The sequence below is a fragment of the Rubrivirga sp. genome (assembly GCF_049648075.1).
Lineage (GTDB): Bacteria > Bacteroidota > Rhodothermia > Rhodothermales > Rubricoccaceae > Rubrivirga.
On record NZ_JBARYR010000553.1, the window covers coordinates 1 to 24470 of the forward strand.

General features: G+C 67.7%; 18 protein-coding genes and 1 pseudogene. 7 read left to right on the plus strand and 12 right to left on the minus strand.

Annotation, left to right across the window (positions count from 1 at the left end):
- Together WBA11_RS15440 and WBA11_RS15445 are read left to right on the plus strand one after the other, a co-directional pair.
- The coding region (locus tag WBA11_RS15440) for a pre-peptidase C-terminal domain-containing protein (RefSeq protein WP_424521555.1) at positions 1-2177 on the plus strand (2177 nt) is incomplete at its 5' end.
- A 48-nt stretch (positions 2178-2225) separates the two neighbouring features.
- A complete protein-coding gene (locus WBA11_RS15445) occupies positions 2226-2573 on the plus strand; it encodes a hypothetical protein (protein ID WP_424521556.1) in 348 nt (115 codons plus the stop codon).
- Positions 2574-2895: 322 nt separating this feature from the next.
- Here WBA11_RS15445 and WBA11_RS15450 read toward each other — a convergent pair whose 3' ends face one another.
- From WBA11_RS15450 to WBA11_RS15475, 6 genes are all read right to left on the minus strand, one after another.
- The gene (locus WBA11_RS15450) at positions 2896-3921 is read right to left on the minus strand and encodes a purple acid phosphatase family protein (protein WP_424521557.1); all 1026 of its coding nucleotides are present in this window, start codon (positions 3919-3921) and stop codon (positions 2896-2898) included.
- 56 nt (positions 3922-3977) lie between these two features.
- The gene (locus WBA11_RS15455) at positions 3978-6329 is read right to left on the minus strand and encodes a glycoside hydrolase family 31 protein (protein WP_424521558.1); all 2352 of its coding nucleotides are present in this window, start codon (positions 6327-6329) and stop codon (positions 3978-3980) included.
- 82 nt (positions 6330-6411) lie between these two features.
- Positions 6412-8901 (minus strand): glycoside hydrolase family 31 protein, encoded by a 2490-nt coding sequence (locus WBA11_RS15460; protein WP_424521559.1) that lies wholly within the window; start codon positions 8899-8901, stop codon positions 6412-6414.
- A gap of 153 nt (positions 8902-9054) precedes the next feature.
- Positions 9055-11025: a hypothetical protein gene (locus WBA11_RS15465; RefSeq protein WP_424521560.1), complete on the minus strand. Its 1971-nt coding sequence runs from the start codon at positions 11023-11025 to the stop codon at positions 9055-9057.
- A gap of 71 nt (positions 11026-11096) precedes the next feature.
- Entirely contained in the window at positions 11097-11816 is a 720-nt protein-coding gene (locus WBA11_RS15470) for a gamma-glutamyl-gamma-aminobutyrate hydrolase family protein (RefSeq protein ID WP_424521561.1), read from the minus strand.
- Positions 11813-12142, minus strand: coding sequence for a Smr/MutS family protein (locus tag WBA11_RS15475; RefSeq protein ID WP_424521562.1), 330 nt, complete (start codon positions 12140-12142; stop codon positions 11813-11815). The genes WBA11_RS15470 and WBA11_RS15475 overlap by 4 nt, the downstream gene beginning before the upstream one ends.
- Before the next feature lie 72 nt (positions 12143-12214).
- On the opposite strand from WBA11_RS15475, the gene WBA11_RS15480 reads away from it, so the two are divergent.
- Positions 12215-13153 carry a YihY/virulence factor BrkB family protein gene (locus WBA11_RS15480; RefSeq protein WP_424521563.1) on the plus strand — a complete coding sequence of 313 codons (939 nt, stop codon included), beginning with the start codon at positions 12215-12217 and terminating at the stop codon, positions 13151-13153.
- A 19-nt stretch (positions 13154-13172) separates the two neighbouring features.
- Here WBA11_RS15480 and WBA11_RS15485 read toward each other — a convergent pair whose 3' ends face one another.
- The 6 genes from WBA11_RS15485 to WBA11_RS15510 form a co-directional block, all read right to left on the minus strand.
- A complete protein-coding gene (locus tag WBA11_RS15485; RefSeq protein ID WP_424521564.1) occupies positions 13173-13625 on the minus strand; it encodes a TerB family tellurite resistance protein in 453 nt (150 codons plus the stop codon).
- A 50-nt stretch (positions 13626-13675) separates the two neighbouring features.
- The gene (locus tag WBA11_RS15490; protein ID WP_424521565.1) at positions 13676-14263 is read right to left on the minus strand and encodes a hypothetical protein; all 588 of its coding nucleotides are present in this window, start codon (positions 14261-14263) and stop codon (positions 13676-13678) included.
- Between the two features lie 67 nt (positions 14264-14330).
- Positions 14331-15203: a DUF2911 domain-containing protein gene (locus WBA11_RS15495; RefSeq protein ID WP_424521566.1), complete on the minus strand. Its 873-nt coding sequence runs from the start codon at positions 15201-15203 to the stop codon at positions 14331-14333.
- 65 nt (positions 15204-15268) lie between these two features.
- Positions 15269-16564 carry a PQQ-dependent sugar dehydrogenase gene (locus tag WBA11_RS15500; protein ID WP_424521572.1) on the minus strand — a complete coding sequence of 432 codons (1296 nt, stop codon included), beginning with the start codon at positions 16562-16564 and terminating at the stop codon, positions 15269-15271.
- 228 nt (positions 16565-16792) lie between these two features.
- Positions 16793-20269 carry a DNA polymerase III subunit alpha gene (gene dnaE, locus WBA11_RS15505; RefSeq protein ID WP_424521567.1) on the minus strand — a complete coding sequence of 1159 codons (3477 nt, stop codon included), beginning with the start codon at positions 20267-20269 and terminating at the stop codon, positions 16793-16795.
- A 340-nt stretch (positions 20270-20609) separates the two neighbouring features.
- On the minus strand, positions 20610-21128 hold the full coding sequence (locus tag WBA11_RS15510; RefSeq protein ID WP_424521568.1) for a fasciclin domain-containing protein: 519 nt from the start codon (positions 21126-21128) through the stop codon (positions 20610-20612).
- Positions 21129-21309: 181 nt separating this feature from the next.
- Between WBA11_RS15510 and WBA11_RS15515 the strand changes: the two genes are divergently transcribed.
- The 4 genes and pseudogenes from WBA11_RS15515 to WBA11_RS15530 all read left to right on the plus strand — a co-directional run.
- On the plus strand, positions 21310-21972 hold the full coding sequence (locus tag WBA11_RS15515) for a hypothetical protein (protein ID WP_424521569.1): 663 nt from the start codon (positions 21310-21312) through the stop codon (positions 21970-21972).
- A 142-nt stretch (positions 21973-22114) separates the two neighbouring features.
- A complete protein-coding gene (locus WBA11_RS15520; RefSeq protein ID WP_424521570.1) occupies positions 22115-22291 on the plus strand; it encodes a histone H1 in 177 nt (58 codons plus the stop codon).
- Positions 22292-22360: 69 nt separating this feature from the next.
- On the plus strand, positions 22361-23242 hold the full coding sequence (locus WBA11_RS15525) for a DUF3078 domain-containing protein (protein WP_424521571.1): 882 nt from the start codon (positions 22361-22363) through the stop codon (positions 23240-23242).
- Between the two features lie 85 nt (positions 23243-23327).
- Positions 23328-24470: pseudogene (locus tag WBA11_RS15530) on the plus strand (hypothetical protein); the annotation flags it as partial.

Sequence of the window (24470 nt, forward strand, 5' to 3'; positions counted from 1 at the left end):
GCGCCACGACACCCGCGCCTCGCGGAACGGCCGGTCAGGAGCCCGGTCGGCTCGGGCCGGGCGACGAGACGCTCCCCGAGGGGGAGTTCGTCGACTCTCAAACGGTCTCCCTCGAGGCCGGCCAGCGTGTTTCGGCGACGATGACGTCTGCCGACTTCGATACGTACCTCGTGATCATTGGCCCGGACGGTGAGGGCAGCCAGAACGACGACTGCACCGAGGGCGACTTTTCCCGCTCCTGCCTCGAGGTCGTCGCAGACCAGTCCGGCGACTACATCGTCCTAGCGACCAGCTACGGACCGGGAGAGACCGGACGCTACCAACTCGCCCTCGACGTCGGAGACGGGGGAGCGGCACCGATCACGACTCCGGTGCAGGGTCGCGTCGAGACCGGCGTCCTCGAGGACGGCGACGAGACCCTCGACCTGGGCGAGTTCGTCGACGAGTACGCCGTGACCGGGACCGGCGGCCCGCTCGTGGTCGACCTCCGGTCCGACGCGTTCGACACCTACATCGTCGTCCTCGGGCCTGACGGGCAGGCGTCGGAGAACGACGATTACCAGGGGTCCGTCGATCAGTCGCTCCTGGTCGTCGACACGAGAGACGGCGAGCCGTACCGCGTGCTCGTGACGTCGTACCATGCCGGGGAGTCCGGGCGCTACCGCCTCGAGCTCCGGGACGAGGTCGCGTCGGTCTCCTCGGGCGTCCGCTCCGAGTCCGGCGTCCTCGAGGACGGCGATGAGCAGATCGAGTCGGGCGAGTTTATCGATCTGTACACCTTCGAGGCCGTGCCGGGCCAGCGGCTCAGCGCCAACCTGACGAGCGACACGTTCGACACCTACGTCGCGCTTCAAACGCCGTCGGGAGAGGCCTTCGAGGACGACGACGGCGGCGGCCGCGCCGGGCACTCGGTCCTCGACCTCGACCTGACCGAGGCCGGCACGTACACGCTCTACGTCACGTCCTACGCCCCTGCGGAGACGGGGCCGTACGATCTCACCATCGACCTGACCGAGCGGTTCGGAGCGCCCTCGAATCCGACCGCCTCCAACGCGCGCTCGGCGAGTGGCTTGCGCTTGCGGTTCGAAGAGACCTCGACCGGTTCGCTGGACGGGGGAGACCAGCGGCTCTCGTCCGGTGAGTTCACGGAGGTCCACACCTTCGACGCCGACGCCGGTCAGCCCGTCAAGCTCGAGATGACGTCGAGCGACTTCGACACCTACCTCATCGTCCAGGGACCCAACGGGCAGTCCGTCGCCAACGACGACTTCGAGGGCCGCCAGGACAAGTCCGTCGTCGAGTTCACCGCCCTCGAGGAGGGACGCTACCGCGTTACGGCGACGACCTACCGGCCCGGCGAGGTCGGCGACTACGAGATCCGCCTGACGAGCACGGAGGCGCTCCAGCCGGAGCCGCCAGCCTACGACCGCATTGTCGGGCTGTTCGTCGGCATCTCCGACTATGCGCGGATGAGCGGGCTCCGGTGGACGGCCGAGGACGCCGAGATCGCCCGGGACGCCATGATCTCCGCCGGGATGAGCCCCGAGGATGGCATCCTGCTGACCGACTCAGAAGCGACGGCCGACAACGTGAAGGGCGCTTTCGAGAACCTCGCCCTCGAGGCCGACGACCGGACCCTGTTCGTGTTCTTCTTCTCGGGTCATGGGGGCCAGTACAGGCGTGACGCGTACGAGCGCGCGGACCCCGACGGCATCGACGAGTCGATCGAGCTGTACGACGTCGAGATGCTGGACAACGAGCTCGACGAGCTGATGTCGACGTTGCCGTCCTCGAGGCAGCTGGTCGTGATCGACGCGTGCTTCGCGGGCGGTTTCGCCAAGGACGTCGTGAGCCGGCCGGGCCGGATGGGGCTGTTCTCGTCCGAGGAGGATATCGTGTCGGCGGTCGCCGTCAAGTTCGAGGCCGGTGGATATCTGTCCCGCTTCTTCGCGGACGCCGTGACCGAGCGGGAGGCGGACGAGGACTCGAACGGTGCCGTGACGGCTCTCGAACTGAGTCACTACCTCGAGGTCCGCTTCACGGACGACGTCCAGAACGGCGGCGAAGGCGCGCTCGACATGCTGACGAGTCGAGACACTCGCCCGGAGCACCAGAAGCTGGTCGTGGACCGGGGGAGCGTCGGGCTCTACGAAAGCATGTTCCTGTTTCGACCGTAACCCGGCCGGTGGCCCGACGTAGTCTGATGGCACCCACCGCCTAGGTCCATGGGATTCTTCGAAGCACTGATCGCGTTTACATCTGTCGTCGCCCTGTTCGTGGTGATGCCTTGGATCGTCATTCAGGGCATCGTCAAGATCAGAAGCGCGAACCGTTCGAGTTCGGCCACGGAGCTCCGCCGGAGTGACCTGGAGGCGATCGTGGCGGAGGCCGTCGAGGACGCGACCTCGCCGCTCATTCGTCGCCTCGAGACCTTGGAGGCCATCGTCACGGACGAGTCTGACCTCGAGGTCGGACCGTCTCGGCTCGACGCGGCGGTGCTGGCCGATGCGCTCGGCGACCTCGAGGACGACGTTGACGGTCCGGCCGCCGTGGCACGTCGCGCCCGCAGCTAGTGTCGTCGGTCCGCCCTGATCGCACTGACGAATACTGGGGGGCTCTGGCGGAGGCCGATTGGAAGCGTGTCCGCTGGCGGAAGAGCCGGACGCCGGACGCGCCTCCTGAGGGTGCGATCTGTCTAGCGTTCGGCACGCCCATCCACCGTGCGGGGACGTACTACGTGAGGCCGGCCTACACCGACGGGGAGCGCTGGCTCAGCCAGCAGGCGTACGACACGATGGTCAGACGTGTGCGCTCACGTCGTGCGTCTCGGCGTTCGGGCGAGCGTCCTCGAGGACGTGCCAGGGATTGAAACCGCCGTCCGGCCTCGAGGCCGGGCTACTCACCCAGACCAAACGGGAGATCGAGCCGTGCGCCGCGGCGAAGCGGCACGACCGCGCGGTACACCAGCTGGGCCTCGTCGGTAAAGCCTTGAACCTCCATCGTCGTGGCGGACATCGAGACGGCCATGAATCCGGGCGTGCGGAGCGCGAACAACGTGTTCGGTGTCTCGGCGACCTCTCGTGTGAGCGAGCCAGCACCCGACGTGAAGTAGTCGACGACCGATCCCTCCGGCCGGTGGTGTTGGAGGTTGTGGTCGTGTCCGTTGAAGTACACCTGGACGCCGTGCTCCTCGAGCATCGGGACCAGTCGCTCGATCATGAGGGGGTTATCCGAGTAGCGGACAGAACCGACGTAGATCGGGTGATGGCCGACGACGATCTTCCACGGCGCGTCCGATTCCTCGAGGACGGTCTCGAGCCACTCCAGCTGAACGTCGATGTCCCAGCTGCCGGTGTCGCTGAAGCGTGCCCGCTTTTCCGGCTCCGAGGCGAGGGGTGTCGTGTCGATAAAGGCGAACAAGACCTCCGTGCCGTCGTCGAGCGTTAGGGTCTCGGCGTAGTACTGCGCCGGCATGTACCACCGGTCGCTGAGGTCTGAGTACTCGATCTGCGACGGCACGTCGCCCTGCCAGTCGTGGTTGCCCAACGTGGAATACCACCGGCTCTGAAGAGAGGGCGCCGTGTAGATCGCCTCGAACGAGCGGACCCACTTGACGTCCTCGACGCTTCGCACGCCCTGGACGTAGAAGTTGTCGCCGGTCGAGATCGTGAACCGGCTCGCGATCTCCTCTCCGACGTCTCCCATTGCTCGGGCGACGTCCGACTGGTTGAAAAACCCATTGCGGCCCCAGTCGCCGACGATCAAGAAGTTGAACGCGGTCGAGTCGAGCGGCGCCGGAATGTCCGTGACCTCGCCGTCCTCGAGGGCGTACGGCGGCACGCGCTGCCCGACGGGGTCTCCCGCAGAGCTGCCACACCCGGCCAGAGCGACGAGAGCAGCGAGGACGAAGAGGCGCGGCATGATTCCGGTGGGACTGATCCTAACCATGGTAACGATCCGCGCTTGGCACCTGTACGCTACCGGCGGACGCTCAGGCTCGCCCCGACGGGCGCTGCGAACCGGGCCACGCGCCCGTCCCACCTCGCCTCGACCTCGAGGCCGTCGGCGGTGACGCCGGAAGGCGCGTCCTCGAGGCCGTGGACGACGATGTCCCAGCCGCTCCACTCCGGCGTGTAGTCGCCCTCGAGGACGGTCTGGACAGTCAGGTCGTTGCCGTCGTCCTCGAGGTCGAACCGCGCGGTCCAGGAGTCGCCGTGGCCGTCGCCAGCGTCGTCGTAGAGCTGGGACGTGCCCCTCGAGGACGGGTAGACGTGGAGCTCCAAGCGGTCGACGGGCTCGCCGGTGTGCTGGCGGACGGGCGCGAGCGGGACGACGGATCCGGCGCGGGCGTAGAGCGGGATCCGGCCGAGTGGGGTCTGGGTCCAGATCGTCTGGCGGCCCTGGTAGTGCTCGCCGCTCACGAAGTCGAACCAGCCGCCGTCGTTGTCGGGGAGGTAGATCTCGCGCTGCGTCTGCCCTTGGGCCACGACGGGATGCGCCAGCAGGTCGGCGCCGACGTAGAAGCCGAGCGGGTCGGTGTGGCGGATCGTCGAGTCGTCGGGGTGGACGAGCGGGAGCGCTCGGAGCATCGGCGTTCCATGCGTCGCGGCCCGCCAGAGCGCGGTGTAGAACACCGGGAGCAGCCGGTACCGAAGCTCGATGGCCTTGCGGCACACCTCCTCGACCTCGTCGCCGAACAACCACGGCTCCTGACGAGGCGTGTCGACGGCCGAGTGGTTGCGGAACAGCGGCGTCAGCGCGCCGACCTGCGTCCAGCGAGCCAGCAGCTCACCCGTCGGCTGGCCGACGAACCCGCCCACGTCGGCGCCGACGAACGGCATCCCGGATGTCCCGAGCGACAGGCACGTCTCGACGGCGAGCTTGAGGTGGTCCCACGTCGCCGAGTTGTCGCCGGTCCAGCCGACCCCGAACCGCTGGGCGCCCGCGTAGGCCGCTCGCGTGATCGTGAACGGTCGACGCTCGGGAGCGAGCTGCAGCAGCCCTTCGTGCGTCGACCGCTGCATCTGCTGGCCGTAGACGTTGTGCGCCTCGCCGTGCGTGCCGCCCCGGCCCTCGAGGTCGTGCCGTGCCTCGTCCGGGATCGTGCCGACCGCTTCCTCGGCGCCCATCGAGCCCTCGACGTGGGCGACGCTGAACAGCGCCGGCTCGTTCATGTCGTTCCAGATCCCATCGACGCCGTCCTCGAGGAGCTGCCTGTGCAGGCCGCCCCACCAGTCGCGAACGGCGGGAGAGGTAAAGTCTGGGAACGCGCACTCGCCGGGCCACACCTCACCCCGGACCTCGGCGCCGTCGGGGTAGCGGACGTACGCGTCCCGCTCGAGGCCGTCGTTGTAGACGTCGTACTCCGGGTCGTCGGCCTTGACGCCGGGGTCCACGATCACGACCGAGCGGAAGCCGTCGTCCTCGAGGTCGGACATGAGCCCCGCTGGGTCGGGGAAGCGGTGGTGGTCCCACGTGAACACGCGGTAGCCGCGCATGTAGTGGATGTCGAAGTAAAGGGCGTCGCAAGGGATGTTGCGGTCGCGGAAGCCGGCGGCCACCTCGCGGATCTCGCCCTCGTTCATGTACGAGTAGCGGCACTGGTGGTAGCCGAGCGCCCACTTCGGGAGCATCGGCGTCTTGCCGGTGATCTCGGAGAAGGCCTCCACGACCTCGATGGGCGTCGGCGCCGCGATCACGTAGAGGTCGAGGGCGCCGCTCTCGGCGTGGTAGAACATCCGCGACGCGTCGGCGACACCGATGTCGAAGCTCGTCCGCCACGTGTTGTCGTAGAACAGCCCGACGTGCGCGTCGGCCCGCTGTTTGAGCACGAACGGGACCGACTTGTAGAGCGGGTCCGTGCCGCGCTTGTACTTGAAGGCGTCCGTGTTCCACATCTCCAGGCGGTGCCCGCGCCGGTCGAGCGACAGCGCTTTGTCCCCCAGACCGAGGAGCCGGTCGTCGGGGTGGAGGTTGACTGTGTGGCCGGTCCCCGTCGTCCACATGCCGTCCGTGTCGAGGAGCACCGCGGCGGAAGCCAGGTCCGAGACCGTCATCGAGCCGTCGACTGCCTCGAGGCGCACGCGCAGCGCCGCCGTCTCGAACACGATGGCCTGGTCCTCGTCGTTGACGCGCCACGTCGTCGGCCCGTGCCACTCGGTCTTGGGATCGAGGGCGTAGGACTGGAACGTCGGCATGTCGACGCCAGCGGGAGCGAAACGAACTCGCACGACGGCGTCGGAGAGAACGTCGAGCCGGAGCTGCCCGACCTCGAGGTCGAGATCGATCCGGCCGTGTGCGACCTCGAGGGCGGCGGTAGGAGCTTGCATTGAAACGGGGGACAGACCGAGGCCGAGGCCGCGGCATCAATAGCGATAGACGTCCTCGAGGTCGCGTCCTCGAGGACGGGCGTTACCGGACCTCGACGCGGTCGACGTCGGTCCGGGTGCGGACGACGAGCCACTCGTCCTCGATGGCCACCGAGGTCTCGTCCTCGAGGGCGTCCCCAAGACCGATCTCCTGACCGTCCACGACGGCGGTCCGGGCGTCGCCCAGGCTCGAGGTCGGGAAGCGCCACTCGAGGACGCTGTAGCCCTTCAGCCCGCGCTCGCCTTCGCGGCGGACCGTCGCGGACGCGCCCTCGAGGTCGACGTGCAGCCGGAAAAAGTCGCCGGACTCGAAGTCGTAGCTGATCCCGTCGTCGAAGTAGAACGACGAGGTGCCGCTGCCGGGGAACGCCCACAGCGTCAATGTGCCGGGCTCACCGTCCTCGGTGTGCAGGCGCGGCGGGTCGAGGGCGACGACGCCCCCGGCTCGGCCGTACATCGGCATGGTGTCGAGCGGAGCGGGGACCGTGTGCTCGGTCCCGCCGGCGATGTGAGCGCCTGACCAGATGTCGGTCCAGCCGCCGGGCACGTCCGGGAAGACGACGTCGCGCTCACGCGCACCGTCGGTCGTGACGGGGCAGGCCATCAGGTTGGAGCCGAGGTAGACCTGATCGTCGCAGCTGTGGTGCGTGCGTGGGTCGTCGGGGTGCTCGAGCGCGAGCGCCTTCATCGGCGGCTCGGCCGTCCGCGTGCAGGCCTCGAACGCCGAGTAGATCGTCGGCATCAGACGGTAGCGGAGCTTGAGGTAGCGGCGGCAGACGTCCTCGACCTCGTCCCCGAAGCTCCATGGCTCCTGCTCTTCGGACTCCTCGTGCGAGTAGTGCGTCCGCATAAACGGGTACAGCAATCCTGCCTGCATCCAACGCGCGTAGAGCTCCGGCGAGGGCTGCCCAGCAAACCCGCCAATGTCCGGTCCGCAGAACGCGAGTCCGCTGAGGGAGAGCGACTGGCAGATGCGGATAGATAGCAGCAAGTGCTCCCACGTCGACACGTTGTCGCCGGTCCAGGCTGCGGCGTAGCGCTGGGAGCCGGCAAAGCAGGCGCGCGTCAGTAGAAACGGGCGCTCGTTCTCGCGCAGCGTGCGGAGTCCGTTGTACGTCGACTGCGCCATGAGCAGGCCGTAGACGTTGTGCGCCTCGAGGTGGTCCGTCGGGCCGGTGCCGCGGTCGTCATAGGCGAACACGACGTCGTCCGGGAAGTCGCGGCCGCCCAGGATGGCCGGCTCGTTCATGTCGTTCCAAAAGCCCGTCACGCCGGCCTCGAGGTAGCGGCCGTGCAGCTCGCCCCACCACCGTCGAGCGCGGGGCTTCGAGAAGTCCGGCCAGTGGACGTCGCCGGGCCAGACGGTGTCCGTAAAGTCCGAGCCGTCAGGGTTCTCGCAGAACATCCGGTTCCGCTTGCCCTCGTCGTAGGCGAAGTAGTCCGCGTCGACCTTGACGCCGGGGTCTACGATCACGACCGATTTGACGCCGAGCTCCTCGAGGTCGCGATGGAGAGACTCAGGGTCCGGGAACGTGTCCTCGTTGAACGTGAACACCCGGAAGCCTTCCATGTGGCCGATGTCGAGGTGGATGCACTCGAGCGGCAGGTCGCGGCGGCGGAACTCGTGGGCGATCCAGCGGGCGTAGCCGTCGTCGTGGTAGTTCCAGCGGCTCTGGTGGTAGCCGAGCGACCACCGTGCGGGGATCGGCTTGTGGCCGGTCAGGTCGCAGAAGCGCTTGAGGGGCGTCTTGAGATCGGCGGCGCCCTGAGGCGCAAAGACGTAGTATCGGAGCTCGCCGTCGGAGCTGCCGAACCACCAGTCGTCACCCGCGTCGAGGTCCATCTCGGACCGGTAGGTGTTGTCCAAGAACAGCCCTGCGCCCGTCCAGCCCGAGCTGCTCGGCGAGAGCGTCAGCGTGACCGGGATAGATTTGTAAATCGGGTCCTGCTCCGGCTCGTAAGCGTAGGTGTCCGAGTTCCAAAACGTCAGCTTTCGGCCCGCCCGGTCGAGCTCGAACGTCTTGTCGCCCAACCCAAAGAAGCGCGTGTCCTGGGGGCAAGCCTTCCAGCACCGCGTCACGGTCTTGCCGTCAATCTCTGCGAACCCTGCGCCCGCCGTGTCCTGGAGAATCGGTGTCCCGTCCGGCCGCTCGAACGAGACGCGGCACGGCGACTTCTGAACGCGCACCGTCATTGAGGGCGTCGCGACGGACCACGCGATGCCTTCGTCCTCGAGGGCGATTTCGATACCGGTCAGGGTCTGCTCGGGAGCCAGCGCGTAGGAGAACGGCGTGTCGTCGGGTCCGGCTCCGTGGCCGGCGTCCTCGAAGTCGCCCGTCGGCGCGAGTCGAACTCGGGCGACGTCGCCGGCCAAGAACGAGATCGCCAACCGAGGACCGCCCGCGTCGATCACCACCGTCGACCCGACTACGTCGGCCGAGACGGCGTCGCCCAAAAGGGTAAACCGGTCGTCGGGGACCTGCGCGAACGGGCGAGGCGCGGGGGCGTCGGAACGGCCAGAGTAGGTGCTCATAATCGGGCGAAAGGGTGTAAGCGCTTACCCGACAATGATACCCACATGGCGCTCGCCCGCGACCTCGAGGGCGCGGTTCTCGCACAGACGCCACACCGCAAAATCGGCCCTCCCAGCGAACCGGAAGGGCCGATCTCGAGGACGAGAACTGTCCTAGTACTGGATCGTGTCTTCGATCGTCGGCGGCTTGGGCTCGAGCGCGTCGATCGTGTCGCGCTGCCGTGCCGGGGCCGTCCTCGAGGGCGCGTCGGCGCTCGCGTCCGTGATGGGCTGGCGGCCGATGTTCACGCGCGGGTCAACGGACAGGAGCGTCTCGGTCGTCGCGACGAGCGATCGGAACGAGGCCGTCCGCCAGATCGAGCGGTGGATGCGGGCTACCTTGGCCTGCGTTTGGCGGTAGCGCGAGTCCGGGTTCTGCGACGCCAGCGTTTGAAGCTGGTCGTGGATCCGGTCCATCCGGCGCTGCGCCGACCGCGTAAAGCCGAAGTCGCCGGTCTCGCTCACCAGCCGCTCGTAGTCGCGGTCGGTCTGGGTCCGCTCGCTCTCGTCGAGCAGGAACGTCCGCTCGTTGAACGGCTCGTTGACGCCGATCACGTCGAGGCCGACGCGCTCCAAGACGGCGCTAGCGCCGGCGGGCAGGAAGAACCGGATCGGGATGTCGCCGGCCGTCGCGGTCAGGCGCAGGTTGCCCGACGCTGGAACGTCACCGTTCGAGGCCGGGAGAGCGATCTGGGGGTTGAGGTCTCGGAACTTCTCGTACAGCGTCGCGCCCTCGATGGGACCCCAGTCAAGCCGCCGGCCGTGCGGCTCGAGGGCGGTCAAGATCTGAGACAGCGTCGCCGACGCGCCGGGTCGGAGCTGGACGCGCTCGGCGTTGATCGTCTGGCCGGGGTCGATGCGCTCGTCCTCGGTCGCACGGAGCGAGCCGTAGGCCTTCAAGACGTACGCCCTCGAGTGCGGGCCGAACGACGACACGGCGTCGACCTGTTCGAAGCCGTCGGTGACGCCCCACATGTAGGCGTCGGAGACGTGCTTGTCGTCGCGAGCCAGGCCGGGGTTGGCGCGCAGGTACTCGCGGTACAGCTTGAAGATGTTGCCCGGCCCGGTGTGGTAGGCCGAGATGCCGGGAAGCTCGTGGCCGACGGCGTTGGCGTAGGCGCGGACGAGCATCAAGTAGGGCTCGACGGACAGCAGCGGATGGTGCTCCTCCTTGACCTCGATGCTGCCCCCGCTCGCGACGGGGATCGAGTACTGCTCGACGTCGAACATCCTCAGGATGTCTGGCATCATCTGGTACCGGCTCCGAGCGCCGGCGGACGAGATGAGCTTGTCCTGGTTGAACGTCTCGACGGTGCCGATCTCGGTCGCCAGGACGCTCAGACCCAAGCGCCGCGCCAGGTTGACCTCGTAGGTGATGTAGCGCTGGTCGCGAGCCCGAGCCTCCAACGTCTGGTCCTTGTAGCCCCAGCGAATCACGATGTTCTCGCGCGGGATGCCGTAGTCCTGCCACTTCTGACGGAGCCCGCTCGTCACCGTTCGGCGCTGGCGGTTGACGGCGTCCCAGTCCGCTTGACCCGACCCGTTGAAGGCGTCGCGCGCGCTGCGAATCTGCTGGATCTCGAGCGTCTCGCCGGTCCGGTCATCGAGGACGCGGATCGTGAAGTTGTCGTCGACGCCGTAGGCGTTCCGGTACATCTCGAGCCTCCACAAAAAGTCGCTCAGGAAGCCCTCCGCGTCAGCGGCAGGTGCTCGCCCCGAGAAGGCCCCAGCGAAATACTGGCCGTAGAGTCGGTCCGGGTGGATGTCGAGGCCGGCAAACGTGTACGGGTCGTCCGGGTTGAGGGGGACGATGGGAGCCGCCTCGGCCTCGGCGGGCGCGGGCGTCGTCGGAGACGCGGCCTGAATCTCGTCGCCACGGATCGCGAAGACGAAGATGCCAGCGGCGACCAAGCCGCCTAGGATCGCGAGGGGCACGCGGGACGCCTCGCGGAGCGAGCGCCGGCCTTCGGCGGCCTCAGGCGACGTGTCGTCCTCCGGGCTGATCGGAGCTCCGAGAGCGTCCGTCTCCTGGTCGACGTGGTCGGGAAGCGGGCGGAACGGGGGGAGATCAGACGGACTAGACATGAGAGCCAAATAGAGGGGGAGACCCAACGCAACACACTCGTTGGGAGTACAAAAACCGATCCGTTCGCCGGTCAGTTCCTCCCGTCCTCCTTCTTCGCAGTCTCACGGGCGCGGTTGATCAGGTCGCGAAACACCTCGTCCAGGGGAGGCGACATCGCCTCGGGGTGGAACTGGACGCCGATAAACGTCCCGTCCCTCGTCTCGATGGCCTCGATCACGCCGTCGGGCGCTCGGGCGCCGACCTCGAGGCCGTCGCCGGGCTCCGCGATGGCCTGGACGTGGCGCGTGTTGACCTCGAGGTCGGTTCGGCCTACGACGGCGGCCAAGCGCGAGCCCTCGAGGACGGACGCGGGGTGCGTGGTGCCGCCGCGCCCCCGGCTGTGGACCTCGACCCCACGATCGCGTTCGACGTCGGCGTAGAGCGTGCCGCCCTTGATAGCGTTGGCGAGCTGCATCCCGTAGCAGATGCCGAGGGTCGGGCGCCGGGCGTCGAGGAAAGCGCGTAGCAACCGGTTGTCCGACGCTAGTCGCAGCGGCTCGGTCTCGTCGATGTCGCTAGGGAGCTCTCCCACCAAGCCGTCCACGACGGCGGGGCCACCCGTCACCACGAGTCCGTCGAACAAGTCGACGAGGGCACGGGCCGCGTCGTCGCTCGTCACCATCGGTGCGATGAGCGGCAGCCCCCCGGCGCGCTCGACGGCCGAGACGTAGCGGTGGTCGAGGCGCTGCTCGAGGTCGCCGCGGACGGTCCGGTTGAGGGACGTCGTGATGCCGATTCGAGGTCGGGTCATCGCAGGTCAGACAGGCGCATCCGGTCGCGAGCGGGCGACGGAGCGGGAGCCAGGCCCAAGATCATCATCCCCTCCATGCGGACGTCTGTCGTGACGTGGCGGTCGTACTCGCCGTCCTCGAGGGCGTCCAGGAGAGCAGTCTTGATGGTCCGGTGCGCGCCGGCGTCGGTGGTCGAGGCGCCGTGGATGACGCGGATCGTGGTCCTCCCGTGCCGAGCGGCTTCGACGATCGCGGCGTCGGTCAACCGGAGGGCGTCGTCGACCGTGGCGCCGTGCAGGTCGAGGGTCACCGTCGTGCCGTCGTCGTCGAGAGTAGGGGTGGGCACGGTGCTGTGAAAGGGAGAAGTGTGAACGGAACGCCCTCGAGGGCGTTCCTTCAATCCCCCTCTTGGTAAACCATGTCTGTCGGATTCTCGGACGTCAAATCGGTCGTCTCTAAAACCATCAGCGAGATCGGCAACGACGACGTGCCGACGCTCTCGGCAGCGATCGCGTACTACACCGTTTTCTCGCTCCCGCCGCTCTTGGCGACCATCGTGGCCATCGCGGGTGTCGTATTGGGGCCGGAGCGGGTGGCGGAGATCGTCTCGAACCAGGTCGGGTCCGCGGTCGGTCCGAGCGCGGCGGCGGAGGTCGAGACGATGATCCAGTCGGCTCGCTCGATCGGCGGCGGGGTGTGGAGCACCATCGTCGGCATCGCTGCCTTGTTGTTTGGCGCGACGGGCGCGTTCGCTCAGTTGCAGAAGGCGCTAAACCGTGCCTGGGAGGTCGAAGAAGCCACGGAGGGCGGCGGAATCAAAGCCGTCATCTTTAAGCGTGTGCTCTCGTTCGGGATGGTGCTCACGATCGCGTTCATGCTCTTGGTCTCGCTCGCGATCACGGCCGTGCTTAGCGAGCTCGGTTCTGCGGCGAGCTCGGTCGCGGGGGATGGGGTCGCTGGCTTCGCGATGCAAGTGGTCAACTTCTTCGTCAGCCTCGGCGTGATCTCGGCGCTGTTCGCGGTCCTGTTTAAGTACCTCCCCGACGCTGAGATCTCGTGGAAGGATGTCGCCGTCGGAGCCGTGGTGACGGGAATCCTCTTTACGATCGGCAAAAGCTTGATCGGGGTCTACCTCGCCCACGCGAGCCCAGGGTCCGCGTTTGGAGCGGCCGGATCGCTGGCGCTCATTCTAATCTGGGTCTACTACTCGTCGCTAATCGTCCTGGTCGGTGCCGAGTTTACACAGGCCTGGTCTGAAAAGGTCGGCAAAGGGATCGACCCCGACGCCCCCATCGAGGACGGCCCCGACCAGCCGGCCCATCCGGTCGCGGAGGCCCGTGATCCCGCTCCCTACTAGTCTCGTCCTCGAGGACGAGCTACGCGCCGGTCAGGGGCTCCGGGCGGATCGGTCGCTTGACGTTGGCGCCTTGGGAGGCGTGCGCCAGGTCATGGAGGGTCGCGACGTCGTCGCGCTCCAAGTTCAAGATGTCGCGGGCCTCGTGGAGCTTGACGTGCTCACCAGGCTCGACGATGCCGTCGGCCAGGACGATGTCGATCAGGTTGAGCATTAGCGCTCGGCGGACCTCCGTGTCCTGGTCCTTGAACGTCAAGAGAGAACGCTCGAGGGACGGGGGCTGAATTGCAAGACGGAAGATCTTTTTCCGGGCCTCGGCAGACAGGCCGCCCAGGTCCATCGACTCGAAGATCCGGTCGTCCTCGCTCTCGTCCATGTCGCGGTCAGCGGCGGACATGGCGAACAGGGCGCCGAAGAAGGAGAGCTGGAGGTCCTCGGAGAGAGCCGAGAGGTCGAGCGTGGACGGGGAAGACATGTTGGAGGGCAGAAGGGACGGCCCCAAGCTAGCGCCCTCCGCCCTCGAGGTCACGCCGCCCGAGCAATCCGCATCGGTGCGACGGGGACGGGCGCGGTGACGGCGTGGCGCGTAAACAGAGCCTCGAGGTCGCGACGGAGCGAATCGACGCCTGCGATCTCAGGTCCGGCCTGGTATCGCCCGACGACCGACGACACGAAGCGGGACCAGTCGGTGATCGTGACGCCGGGGTGCAGCTCGATGCCGCCCGACGGCTCGAACCCTTCGAGCCACGACACCCACAGCGCCATCTCGTCGTCCCAGCCTGCGGCGGGAACGGGCGATCCGAGCCGGAGCCAAGCCGAGATCGCCTTCTCGTGCTGCACAACGGCCTGGACCACGTCCGGCATCCGCCAGCCGTGGCGGACCCGCAAGCCCGTCGTCGTCTGCACGACCTCGAGGTCGCGGACGCGGATCTCCTGGAGCGTCTGGGCGAGTGTCCAGGCGTCGCCCTCGATGGGGCGCGGGACGGCCGTCTGGGGCGCGTCCGGCTCAAACCGGAACGAGTAACCCGCGAGATGCTCACGCGACCTCGAGGTCGGATCGGCCTCGAAGGCGGCGAGGCTGCGGGAGAGGAGGGGTGCGTACGAGGCGGTCATGCCGTCTGCGAGGGTGCAGAGGCAGGATATCGCGGGCGGGTGTCAGCCGCGTGTCACACCGCGTGCGCTACGGAATGTCGCCGATTCGGGCGAGCGCGGCGTCGGCCTGATCGGGCTGTCCGGCGCGTCGGCGCTCTCGGGCGTAGGCGCGGACGTCGTCCTCGGAGGCGAGCGTGAACGCTTCGTCCCGCATCGAGGTCGCGCCATCGAAGTCGCCGGTCGCTTCGAGCAAGTTCGCCAGGGTCATCGTGTTGCCGAACGTCGGGCTGATCTCGCGGGACCGCTCGGCCCAGGACGTCGCGTCCTCCAAGCGGACGTCGTTGTCGAGGGCGTAGCGGGCAGCCTGGTCCCAGCCCTGCCAGAAAAAGCCGGCCAGGCCGCGCAACTCGGTCTCCATGTTGGCGAGCACGATCCTGGGCGTGTCGACGGTGATCGAGATCGGGACCTCGAGGTCGGCCCACGCCAGGACGAGCGTCGTGGACGTGTCGGACGGGTCGTCGAAGTGGTAGCTCAGCCGCTCGGTCAACGCAGAGGCGCGCGGCGTGACGTCGACGCGGACGGCGTCCTCGGACGGGTCGTAGGAGTAGGAGCCCCACGCACTCGAGGTCGTCGAGAACATGACGGTCCACTCGTCCTCACGGGGGATCATGTGCAGGCCGTAGCGGCCGCCGGGGAGCATCTGGCCTTCGATTAGGATGTCGGTCGAGGTCTCAAAAACCGTGTTCTCGTTGGCGCCCGCGCGCCAGACCTCGCCGTAGGGGACCAGGTCACCCCAGACGCGGCGCCCGTTGACGGCGGGCCGGTGGTACGCGACCTCGAGGTCGGTCAGGCCGACGGTCTGGGAGACCTCGGCGTAGGGGCTCGCGCGTGGTGTGGCGAGCTGGGTCTGAGCGAACGCTGGGGCGGCGAGCAGCGCGGCGGCGAGAACGAGGGGGCGCATGGCGTCGGGTCGGGTTTTGAGCAAGCTAGCGCCGTGGGGCGGAGGGGCGCCGTCCTCGAGGTCGGCTACTCGGCGAGAGGCGCGACGCGCCAGACCACGTTCCCGACATCGTCCGCGACCAACAGCGTCCCGTCCGCGGCCGTGGCGACGCCGACCGGGCGACCGTAGGCGTCCTCTTCGTCGTCCGACAAGAAGCCGGTCAGGATGTCGCGGGGGAGACCCACCGGCATCCCGTCCTCGAAGGGGACGAACACGACCTTGTAGCCGCTCTTGGGTTTCCGATTCCACGACCCGTGTTGCCCGACGACCATGCCGGCCTCGGTCCCGAACCGTCCAGCGGGGACCCACTCGAGGCCGAGCGACGCGGTGTGCGGGCCGAGCGCATAGTCCGGCACGATGGCCTGGCTGACCAGGTCCGGCCGCGGCTCGACGCGCGTGTCGACGGTGTCGCCGAAGTAGCTGTACGGCCACCCGTAGAAGCCGCCCTCGAGAACGGACGTCATGTAGTCCGGGACCAGGTCGCTGCCCAGTTCATCGCGCTCGTTGACCGCCGTCCACAACGCGCCGGTCGTCGGCTCCCACGCCATGCCGACCGGGTTGCGGAGGCCGGTCGCGTACATCGAGGTCGAGCCGTCCTCGAGGTCGATGGCCCAGATCGCCGCGCGGCCGACCTCTTCGTCCAGGCCGTGCTCGCCGACGTTGCTCGCAGAGCCGACGGCGACGTAGAGCGTCCGGCCGTCGTCGCTGGCGATCAGGTTACGCGTCCAGTGCTGGTTGTACGTCCCGGTGGGCAAGATGGCAATGGTGTCCGGTGCAGTCGTGATCGAGGTCGCGTTTTCGGGGTAGTCGAACCGGACGACGGAGCCGCTGTTGGCGACGTAGAGGTCGTCCTCGGTGAGAGCCATCCCGAACGGGGAGGCGAGGTTGGTCAAGAACGGGGTCTGAATCTCGGCGCGGCCGTCGAGGTCCGCGTCACGAAGCAAGGTGATCCGGTCGGCGCTAGGGACGCCGGCCCCGGCCTTGGCGAAGAAGTAGGCGCGGATGCGGCCGATGAGCCCCTTGGTCCCGGCCTCCGGCGGCGCGTTGGTCTCGGCAACCAAGACGTCGCCGTTGGGCAAGACGTGGAGCCAGCGCGGGTGGTCGAGCCCAGCGGCGAACCAGTTGACGGTGTGGCCGGGCGCCGCGACGGGTTGCCGTCCTCGAGGCCAGCCCTGGGCCTCCGCGATGTTGACGGTCGGGATCAGCGTCGAGGTCGGCTCGGGGATGACAGGCGAGCGACCGGTCCCGTCCTCGACGGCGAGCTTCGCGGACTCGCCGCAGCCGACGAGGAGGAGGACGGACAAGATTGGGGCGAGGCGCATCGAGGTCGGGTGGTGGAGCCGATCCCACTCCGTCCTCGAGGACGAGTTCGGCCGCGCGCGAATCTCCGCATCGGCCCGACCTCGAGGCCGCACCAGTGACCCCACTCTCACGAAGCGGTCTGACCTCGAGGACGAACCGAGGCTACGAGGTTGCGCCCTCGAGGCTGAACTTCGATGCAGAGGCGCCCGACCTCGAGGACGTTAGACCCAGTTGTCGCTCTGATCTAGCTAGGCCTCCGACTCGAGGACGACGCGTCCTTGTCCCAGCACCCGGTCCAGCCCCTTCATCAACTCCGGCGTCAGGTCCACGACGGCCGTCCGCGCGTGAAGCCGCATCGGGCGCTGGAACCGGTGGCTCGAGACCTCGAAGTAGATTTTGCACGCGCCGGGGTGCTCCTTGCACAGCGACGCCACGGCCTCGATGTCGTCCGGGCTCGACGTGTCCGCGTCGATCTTGAGCGTCAGCGCCTTGACCAACTGCTCGCGCACACGCCACATCGGCAGGATGTCCTTCGCGACCAGCTTGAGGTCGCCCCTCGAGGTCTCGGCCTTGCCCTTGACCATCATCACGGAGTCGACCTCGATGAGGTGGCCGCAGCGCTCTAGGGTTTGGGCGAACAAGACGACCTCGGCCGCGCCCGTCGTGTCCTCGATGGTGACGAACGCGATCGGCCGGCCCGACTTGGTCGTCCGCCGCGTCACCTCCGTCACGATGCCGATGGCCGTCTGGTCGCTCTCGTGCGGGATGTGCTCCGAGTTGCCGAGCTGGACCGAGCCGAACGTTCGGACCTCCGCCGCGAAGTCGTCGAGCGGGTGGCCCGAGACGTAGAACCCCATCAGGTCGCGCTCCTTGCGCAGCGTCTCGCCCTTGGTCCACGGCTCGCAGTGGGGGAGGGCCGGCACGAAGCTCGAGCCGACCGTGTCGGCCGCGCCGAACAGCGACGACTGACCCGCTGCCTTGTCGGCCTGATACTTCTGCGCGTAGTTCCACGCCAGGGGCACGCCGTCCGAGAACTGGCGCCGGTGCCCGTCGAACGCATCGAGGGCGCCCGCCTCGGCCATCGCCTCCAACGTCTTCTTGCCGACCGTCCGCAGGTCGAGGTCGCGGGCGAGCGCGAACAGGTCGTCGAACGCGCCGCCGGCCTCCTCGCGAGCACGGACGATCTCTTCGATGGCCCCCAAGCCCACGCCCTTGATGGCGCCCAGCCCGAACCGGATCTTCCCGTACTCGACCGTGAAGTGCGCGTCGGAGCGGTTCACGCACGGCGCCAGGATCTCGATGCCCGTCGCGCGCGTCGACTCGAGGGCGGTGGCGAGCTTGTCGCTCGACGCCATCTCGGTCGTGAGCACGGCCGCCATGAACTCGGCCGGGTAGTGCGCCTTGAGGTACGCCGTGTGGTACGCGACCACGGAGTAGGCCGCCGAGTGGGACTTGTTGAACCCGTAGCCCGCGAACTTCGCCATCATGTCGAAGACCTCGTTCGCCTTCGCTTCGGACACGCCCTTCTCGGCCGCGCCCTCGACGAACGTCACGCGCTGCTTGTCCATCTCGGACTGCTTCTTCTTGCCCATCGCCCGGCGCAGGAGGTCGGCGCCACCCAGCGTGTAGCCGCCCATGACCTGGGCCATCTGCATGACCTGCTCCTGGTACACCGGGATGCCGTACGTCGGCGCCAGGATGCCCTCGAGCATCGGGTGCGGGTAGTCGACGGCTTCCTTGCCGTGCTTCCGGTCGATGTAGCTCGGGATCAGGTCCATCGGGCCGGGCCGGTAAAGCGCGTTCATCGCGATCAGGTCGTCGATCGAGGTCGGCTTGAGCTTGCGCATCCACTCGCGCATACCCGAGGACTCGAACTGGAAGACCGAGATCGTGTCGCCCTTCTGGAACAGCTTGTACGTCGCCTCATCGTCGAGCGGCAACGCATCGAGGTCGATCTCGACGCCCTGCGTTTCTTTGATGAGCGCGAGGGCGTCGTCCAGGATGGTGAGCGTCTTGAGTCCCAAGAAGTCCATTTTGAGGAGCCCGAAGTCCTCGATGTACTTGCCGTCGTACTGCGTCACGACCGCGTCCGAGGCGCCGCCCTTGCCGCGCTGGATCGAGACCGGGACGTACTGGCTCACGTCGCCGGGCGCGATGATGACGCCGGCCGCGTGGACGCCCGTGTGCCGCGCCGAGCCCTCGAGGACGGTCGCGTAGTGCATCAGCTTCCTGATGTTGCCGTCGGAGTGGCTGTAGAGATCTGAGAACTCCTTGACCTGGCCCTTGGCGTCTTCGAGGGAGACCTTGACCCCGTCCGGGATCATCTTGGCGATCCGGTCGGCCTCGTCGAGCGGCACGCCCAACACGCGGGACACGTCGCGGATGACCGACTTCGAGCCCATCGTCCCGAACGTCACGATCTGGCAGACCGACTCGCGACCGTACTTCTCGACCACGTAGTCGATGACTTTGCCACGCCCCCGGTCGTCGAAGTCGATGTCGATGTCCGGCATCGACACGCGCTCGGGGTTCAGGAAGCGCTCGAAGAGCAGGTCGTACTCGAGCGGGTCGATGTTGGTGATGCCGAGGCAGTAGGCGACCGCCGAGCCCGCCGCCGATCCTCGTCCCGGACCCACAGACACGCCCAACTTGCGGGCTGCCGTCGTAAAGTCCTGGGTGATCAGGAAGTAGCCGTCGAAGCCCATGCTCCCGATGACGCCTAGCTCGAGGTCGAGCCTCTCGCGGATGGTCTCCGAGATCTCGGGCCAGCGCGTCCGGGCGCCCTCGTACGTCAGGTGCCGGAGGTAGGCGCCGGCGTCCTCGTTGAACTGGGCCGGGATCGGGAAGTGGGGCATCAGGAGCTTGCCCATCTCCAACTCCAGCTTGCACTTGTCCGCGACCTCGAGGGAGGCGGCGAGCGCGGCGTCGACGGCGGCCTCGTTCTCGAAGACGCCCTCGCGGACGGACGAGCCAAACGCGAGCCGCATCTCGTCGGCAGTCTTGAGGTAGAACTGGTCGTTCTCGAACCGCATCCGGTTCGGGTCGTGGAGGTCCTTGCCGGTCTGCAAGCACAACAAGACGTCCTGGGCCTCGGCGTCGAGCTGGTGGACGTAGTGGACGTCGTTCGAGGCGATGGCCTTGACGTCGTACTCCCGTGCCCACCGCATCAGGACCGCGTTGCAGGTCCGCTGGTCGGGGATGGCGTGGTCCTGGACCTCGATGTAGTAGTCCTCACCGAAGATGTCGAGGTAGTCCTCGAAGACGGCGCGCGCCTCGTCCTCACCTTTCTTCAGAATGGTCTGCAAGACCTCGCCCTGCAAACAGCACGTCGTCGCGATGAGCCCGCCGCTGTACTTGCGCAACGTGTCGCGGTCGATCCGGGGCTTGTAGTAGTAGCCGTCGGTGTAGCTCAGCGACGAGAGCCGGATGAGGTTTTTGTAGCCCTCGAGGTTCTTGGCGAGCAGGACCTGGTGGTAGCGGACGCGGTCGGTCTTGTCGTCCATGCCGGACGCCGTGACGTAGAACTCGCAGCCGACGATGGGCTCGACGCCGGCGCGCTTGGCCTTGGTGTAGAACTCGGGGACGCCGTACAGATTCCCGTGATCCGTTATTGCAACGGCCGGATGCTCCAGCTCCGCCGCCCGCCCGATCAGCTTGTCGATCCGGGCCGCCCCGTCCAGCAGCGAGTACTGCGTGTGGCAATGGAGGTGGCAGAACTCGGACATCAGCAGGCGTCGGGGGAACGGCTCGCAAGGTCGCGGCCTCGAGGGCGGATCGGCAAGGGCTGTGGAGAAGTTGACGCCCTCGAGGGCGTGCGGTCTCGCCTCGAGATCGGCGGGCCAGTGCGCTGGCCTGCGAGAAGCGGGCAGGAGAGAAGAGGCTGGCCGTCTGCGACCCCGAGGTCGAGCGCACCGCGGAGGCGGCGTGCGACTTCGAAGACCGCCGCAGCATGCACCAGCGGCTTCCGTCCTCGAGGGCGACTGGTGGTTGCGGGGGCGCCGCTAAACAAAAAACGGGACCCTCCCGAAGGAGAGCCCCGCTCTGATCAGCTAGGCGGTGGACCGCTTAGTTGCCGGCCGGGAGCAGGACGCCGTCGATCTTGTGGACGACGCCGTTCGAGGCCAGGATGTCCGCCGTGCGGATGATGGCGTTCGGGAGGTCGTCGTCGTCCTCGGTGTCGAGACCGAAGCCGGAGCCGACCGAGACGACTGTCAAGGTCTCACCGTTGCGAGTGGTCACCTCGGCGCCGTCCTCGAGGTCGCCGGACCGGATCTCGCCGGGCACGACGTGGAGGTTCAGGATGTCGTCCAGGTCATCACGGGCGAGCAGCTCCTCGGGCGTGGCGCCCAGGGTCGCGAGCAAGGACTGGAACGCGGCGTCTGTCGGCGCGAAGACGGTGAACGTGCCCGAGCCGGCCAGGGCGCCATCGAGGCCGGCCTCGATGACCGCGAGCTCGAGCGTGGACAGGTCCGCCTCGGCGACGACGAGGTCGGTGATGGTCTCGTCCGTGACGTCGTCGGAGTCGCAGGCGGTGAGGACGGGGACCGTCAGGGCGACGAGAAGAAGGGTCTTGAAGAATGTCATGAAGAGAGCGCAGTCGCGCAGTGGTGGAAGCGTCAGAGTGACGGGTACCCTTGAATCAGCTTGAGTGACCAGTGTTTTCTGGAACGAGTGAAAGAGCCGCGCATCCGGCGTCTCCAAGGGTGAGGCTCGGGGACCGAGCCACCCTCGAGGCCGTAGGCCGCCCCCGCCCACACCGCTGATCATGCACGTCGTCTACCTCGACCCCTACTTCCTCGGAGACCCCCTTTTTGCTCCGGGCCTCGCCCGCGACCTCGCCACACGGTCGGACGGCGTGCTGCTCGTCCATGGGAGCGGGGAGCGTGGAGAGCGCGCCCTCGAGTCGTTGGGCCGTATGCCGACTTCGAAGGAGGGGATCTGGGTCACCGACGACCTCGAGGGGCGCGACGCCGTTGAGCGCGCCACGCGAGAGCTCAATCGCGAGTTGCACCACGAGCTCAACGAGGCGGGCGTCGCCACGATTCGGGTCACGGGCGGCGATCGAGGGCTGCTGAAACAACGAGGGGACGACCTCGAGGTCGGCAAGACGGGCTGGGTGTCGACGGCGCTCGGTCAGGGTGTGACGGTCGTGCTGGCCTCGCTCGTCGAGGTCGCCGGTGACGTCCTCGAGGTCGATGCAGCGACCGCGGCGGGTGCTCTAGGGGAAGCTCTCGGCCTCGAGGTGGTCGCGTTGTCGAAGCGGGCGTTGGAGACCGGCGACCTCGAGGCTGAAGGGCGCGCGTTCCCGGATCTAGACGCTGTCAGGCGACTTCGGCGCCCGAATCGCAAGGTTGTCGGCGGGCCGCGGAGTTTGCTTCGGTCCTCGCCAAGCGGCTCATTCGCAGAGCTTTGCAGCTTCGAGGGCTGAGGCCAATCCGCGTTTATGAGCCGTACGGGCGGATTCTGTTTGACAGTTTGCTAACCGTGGGGCTATGTTGGTGGCTCTGGCGAGCTCCATTGGCCGATTTTGCCAGCCTCGCCCACTCCTCCCCCCAACCCTCCCCCTTACTATGGCTGACATGTTTAGCAAGCTCCAGGAGCACGTCGCATCCCTCGAGGACGACTTCAGCAAGTTCTACGACAAAGGCAACAAGGCTGCCGGAACGCGCGTCCGCAAGGGCATGCAGGAGCTGAAGACGCTCGCGCAAGAGATCCGCACCGACGTCCAGGACAAGAAGAACGCGTAGTACGCTCTCTTCTGGATTCCGGGGGCCGCGTCACGGTTGTGGCGCGGCCCCTCTCTATATCGACCCACTATGCGCATCGTCATCCTCGCCCTCGCTCTATCATGGGCGTCCGGCGCTTTGGCACAGGAACCGGACACTCTGGCGGCCGAGGACGGGTGGAGGTCGGACCTTGTCTTGGCGGTCAACGGCAACCAGTCGTCGTTCTCGAACTGGCAGGAGGGGGGCGTCGACGCACTCGCGGTCACGTCGTCGCTGGACGGATCGTTCGACCGCGTGATCGGTCGCGTCTTGACCACCCAGACCCTCCGCCTTGCGCTGGGCGCGCTTCGGCAGGACACGCTCGACATCCGCAAGGCCCTCGACATCGCTCGCTACGACGTGACGGCTGAGCGAACCGGCGGGCCTCTCCGGCCTGCCGTGGCGGCGTCGTTCCGTACGCAGTTCGCGGCCGGCTTCGACTACAGCCCGACCGCGGACGAGTATCCGACCCTCGAGGTCGTGTCGGGCCAAGAGCTGAAAGTCTCCGACGCGCTCGCGCCTCTCGTCATGAGTCAGAGCGTTGGCCTCGCGTACCGGCCGGGTGGAGGGTTCGTCGGTCGGGCGGGGCTCGGAGTAAAGGAGACCTTCGTGCGGATCGAGCGCTTGCGCCCGCTCTACGGCAACGACCCCGATCAAGCCCTGCGCGTCGAGGCCGGCCTCGACGTCGAACTCGCCCTCGAGCAGGAGCTGATGGAGAACGTGGTGCTCCGGTCGAGGCTCTCGTCCTTCCAGGCGTTCAACCAGGTCGCGAGCGACGCGCCGGACGTTCTGTTCGAGAACGTGTTGCTCCTCAAAGTCAACGATGTCTTGAACGTGTCGCTCGACGGAGCCGTCCTCTACGACGCCGACGTGAGCCCCGACGCCCAGTTTCGACAGGCGCTGAGCATCGGGATGGCGTTCGGGATCCTCTAAGGACACGATGGGCGATGGTGCTGCCAGAACGCTGTGGCGCCGTCTAGCGGCTGTCTACGCGCTTCTAGGCCTGGCTCTATGGCCGGTGCCCGTCTTCGGGCTTCTCCACGCCGAGTCGAGCGCCGTGGTCGCCGGCGTCGGGTGCGTGCTCGCCGCTCTCACTACGGGCCGCGCGCTCCAAGAGCTCCCGACCTCGAGGGTGGCGCGCATCCAGCTCGGTGCGTTGGCTGTGCCTCTGGCGATGCTAACGGCTACGCTGGCGTGGCGGCCCAACTGCGGATATGGACTGGGCCTGGTGCTCTTTGCGACGATGGTGCCGCCGAGCGTGCTGTTCGGCCTGTCGGTCGGAGCGGTGACGGCAGGGTGGCCGCGGCCTCGAGTCGCCGCCGTCGGCATCGTCCTGGCGGTCGCCGTTGGCGGAGTGCTGCTCGACCTCCGGTTCCACCCGCAGCTGTTCACCTACAGTCACGTCTTCGGCGGCGTCCTGGGGCCGATCTACGACGAAGAGCTCGCCGTGCGCCCGGGCCTGTTCGCTGCCAAAGCGCAGACGCTGTTGTGGGCGGTCGCCCTGCTGAGCTCTTTCGCGTGGAGACGGAGTCGTGCCCAAGCTCCCAAGCTGGTCGGCGTCGTGGCGATCGCCGGCCTGGCCCTCAGCTACCTCGCGTCCCAGCCCCTCGGGATCACCCAGACGCAAAGCGGCCTCGAGGACGTGCTGTCCGCGCGCGTCGACCTCGGCCGCGTCGTCGTGCACCTCGATCCCGAAACGACGCCCGCCCAGCGCGTCGCGCTCGCCGACGAGGTGCTGTTCCGCTTCGAGACCTTGGCCTCCGACCTCGAGGTCGTGCCCGACGACACGGTCGACGTCTATCTCTACCCGGACGCCGACACGAAGGCGCGGTTAATCGGGTCGAGGACGACCAGCGTCGTTCCGGTCTGGCTGCGCACGCCCCAGATCCACATGCTGGCCGACCAGTTGCCGCGCTCGTTCGCCCACGAGATGGTCCACGTTCTGGCTCGCGAGTTCGGGATGCCGATCATCGGGGCCTCGCCCGCGATCGGGTTGGTCGAGGGCTTGGCCGTCGCCCTCGAGCCGCCCGACGGATGGCCGTCGCCCACCGCGCTCGTCGTCGCCGGCGCAGCGGCGTCGGACGCCGTGTCGGATCCTGGCGAAGCCGTCCGCGCGACGATGTCCCCGACCGGGTTCTGGACCTCGAGGGCGGGCGTCGCC

Bases quoted from the DNA above. Each gene is read 5' to 3' on its own strand.
- WBA11_RS15515 (WP_424521569.1), top strand. From the start codon at position 21,310: ATGCACGTCGTCTACCTCGACCCCTACTTCCTCGGAGACCCCCTTTTT.
- WBA11_RS15510 (WP_424521568.1), bottom strand. From the start codon at position 21,128: ATGACATTCTTCAAGACCCTTCTTCTCGTCGCCCTGACGGTCCCCGTC.
- WBA11_RS15460 (WP_424521559.1), bottom strand. From the start codon at position 8,901: ATGAGCACCTACTCTGGCCGTTCCGACGCCCCCGCGCCTCGCCCGTTC.
- WBA11_RS15455 (WP_424521558.1), bottom strand. From the start codon at position 6,329: ATGCAAGCTCCTACCGCCGCCCTCGAGGTCGCACACGGCCGGATCGAT.
- dnaE (WP_424521567.1), bottom strand. From the start codon at position 20,269: ATGTCCGAGTTCTGCCACCTCCATTGCCACACGCAGTACTCGCTGCTG.
- WBA11_RS15485 (WP_424521564.1), bottom strand. From the start codon at position 13,625: ATGTCTTCCCCGTCCACGCTCGACCTCTCGGCTCTCTCCGAGGACCTC.
- WBA11_RS15450 (WP_424521557.1), bottom strand. From the start codon at position 3,921: ATGCCGCGCCTCTTCGTCCTCGCTGCTCTCGTCGCTCTGGCCGGGTGT.
- WBA11_RS15525 (WP_424521571.1), top strand. From the start codon at position 22,361: ATGCGCATCGTCATCCTCGCCCTCGCTCTATCATGGGCGTCCGGCGCT.
- WBA11_RS15495 (WP_424521566.1), bottom strand. From the start codon at position 15,203: ATGCGCCCCCTCGTTCTCGCCGCCGCGCTGCTCGCCGCCCCAGCGTTC.
- WBA11_RS15445 (WP_424521556.1), top strand. From the start codon at position 2,226: ATGGGATTCTTCGAAGCACTGATCGCGTTTACATCTGTCGTCGCCCTG.
- WBA11_RS15470 (WP_424521561.1), bottom strand. From the start codon at position 11,816: ATGACCCGACCTCGAATCGGCATCACGACGTCCCTCAACCGGACCGTC.
- WBA11_RS15520 (WP_424521570.1), top strand. From the start codon at position 22,115: ATGGCTGACATGTTTAGCAAGCTCCAGGAGCACGTCGCATCCCTCGAG.
- WBA11_RS15500 (WP_424521572.1), bottom strand. From the start codon at position 16,564: ATGCGCCTCGCCCCAATCTTGTCCGTCCTCCTCCTCGTCGGCTGCGGC.
- WBA11_RS15465 (WP_424521560.1), bottom strand. From the start codon at position 11,025: ATGTCTAGTCCGTCTGATCTCCCCCCGTTCCGCCCGCTTCCCGACCAC.
- WBA11_RS15480 (WP_424521563.1), top strand. From the start codon at position 12,215: ATGTCTGTCGGATTCTCGGACGTCAAATCGGTCGTCTCTAAAACCATC.
- WBA11_RS15490 (WP_424521565.1), bottom strand. From the start codon at position 14,263: ATGACCGCCTCGTACGCACCCCTCCTCTCCCGCAGCCTCGCCGCCTTC.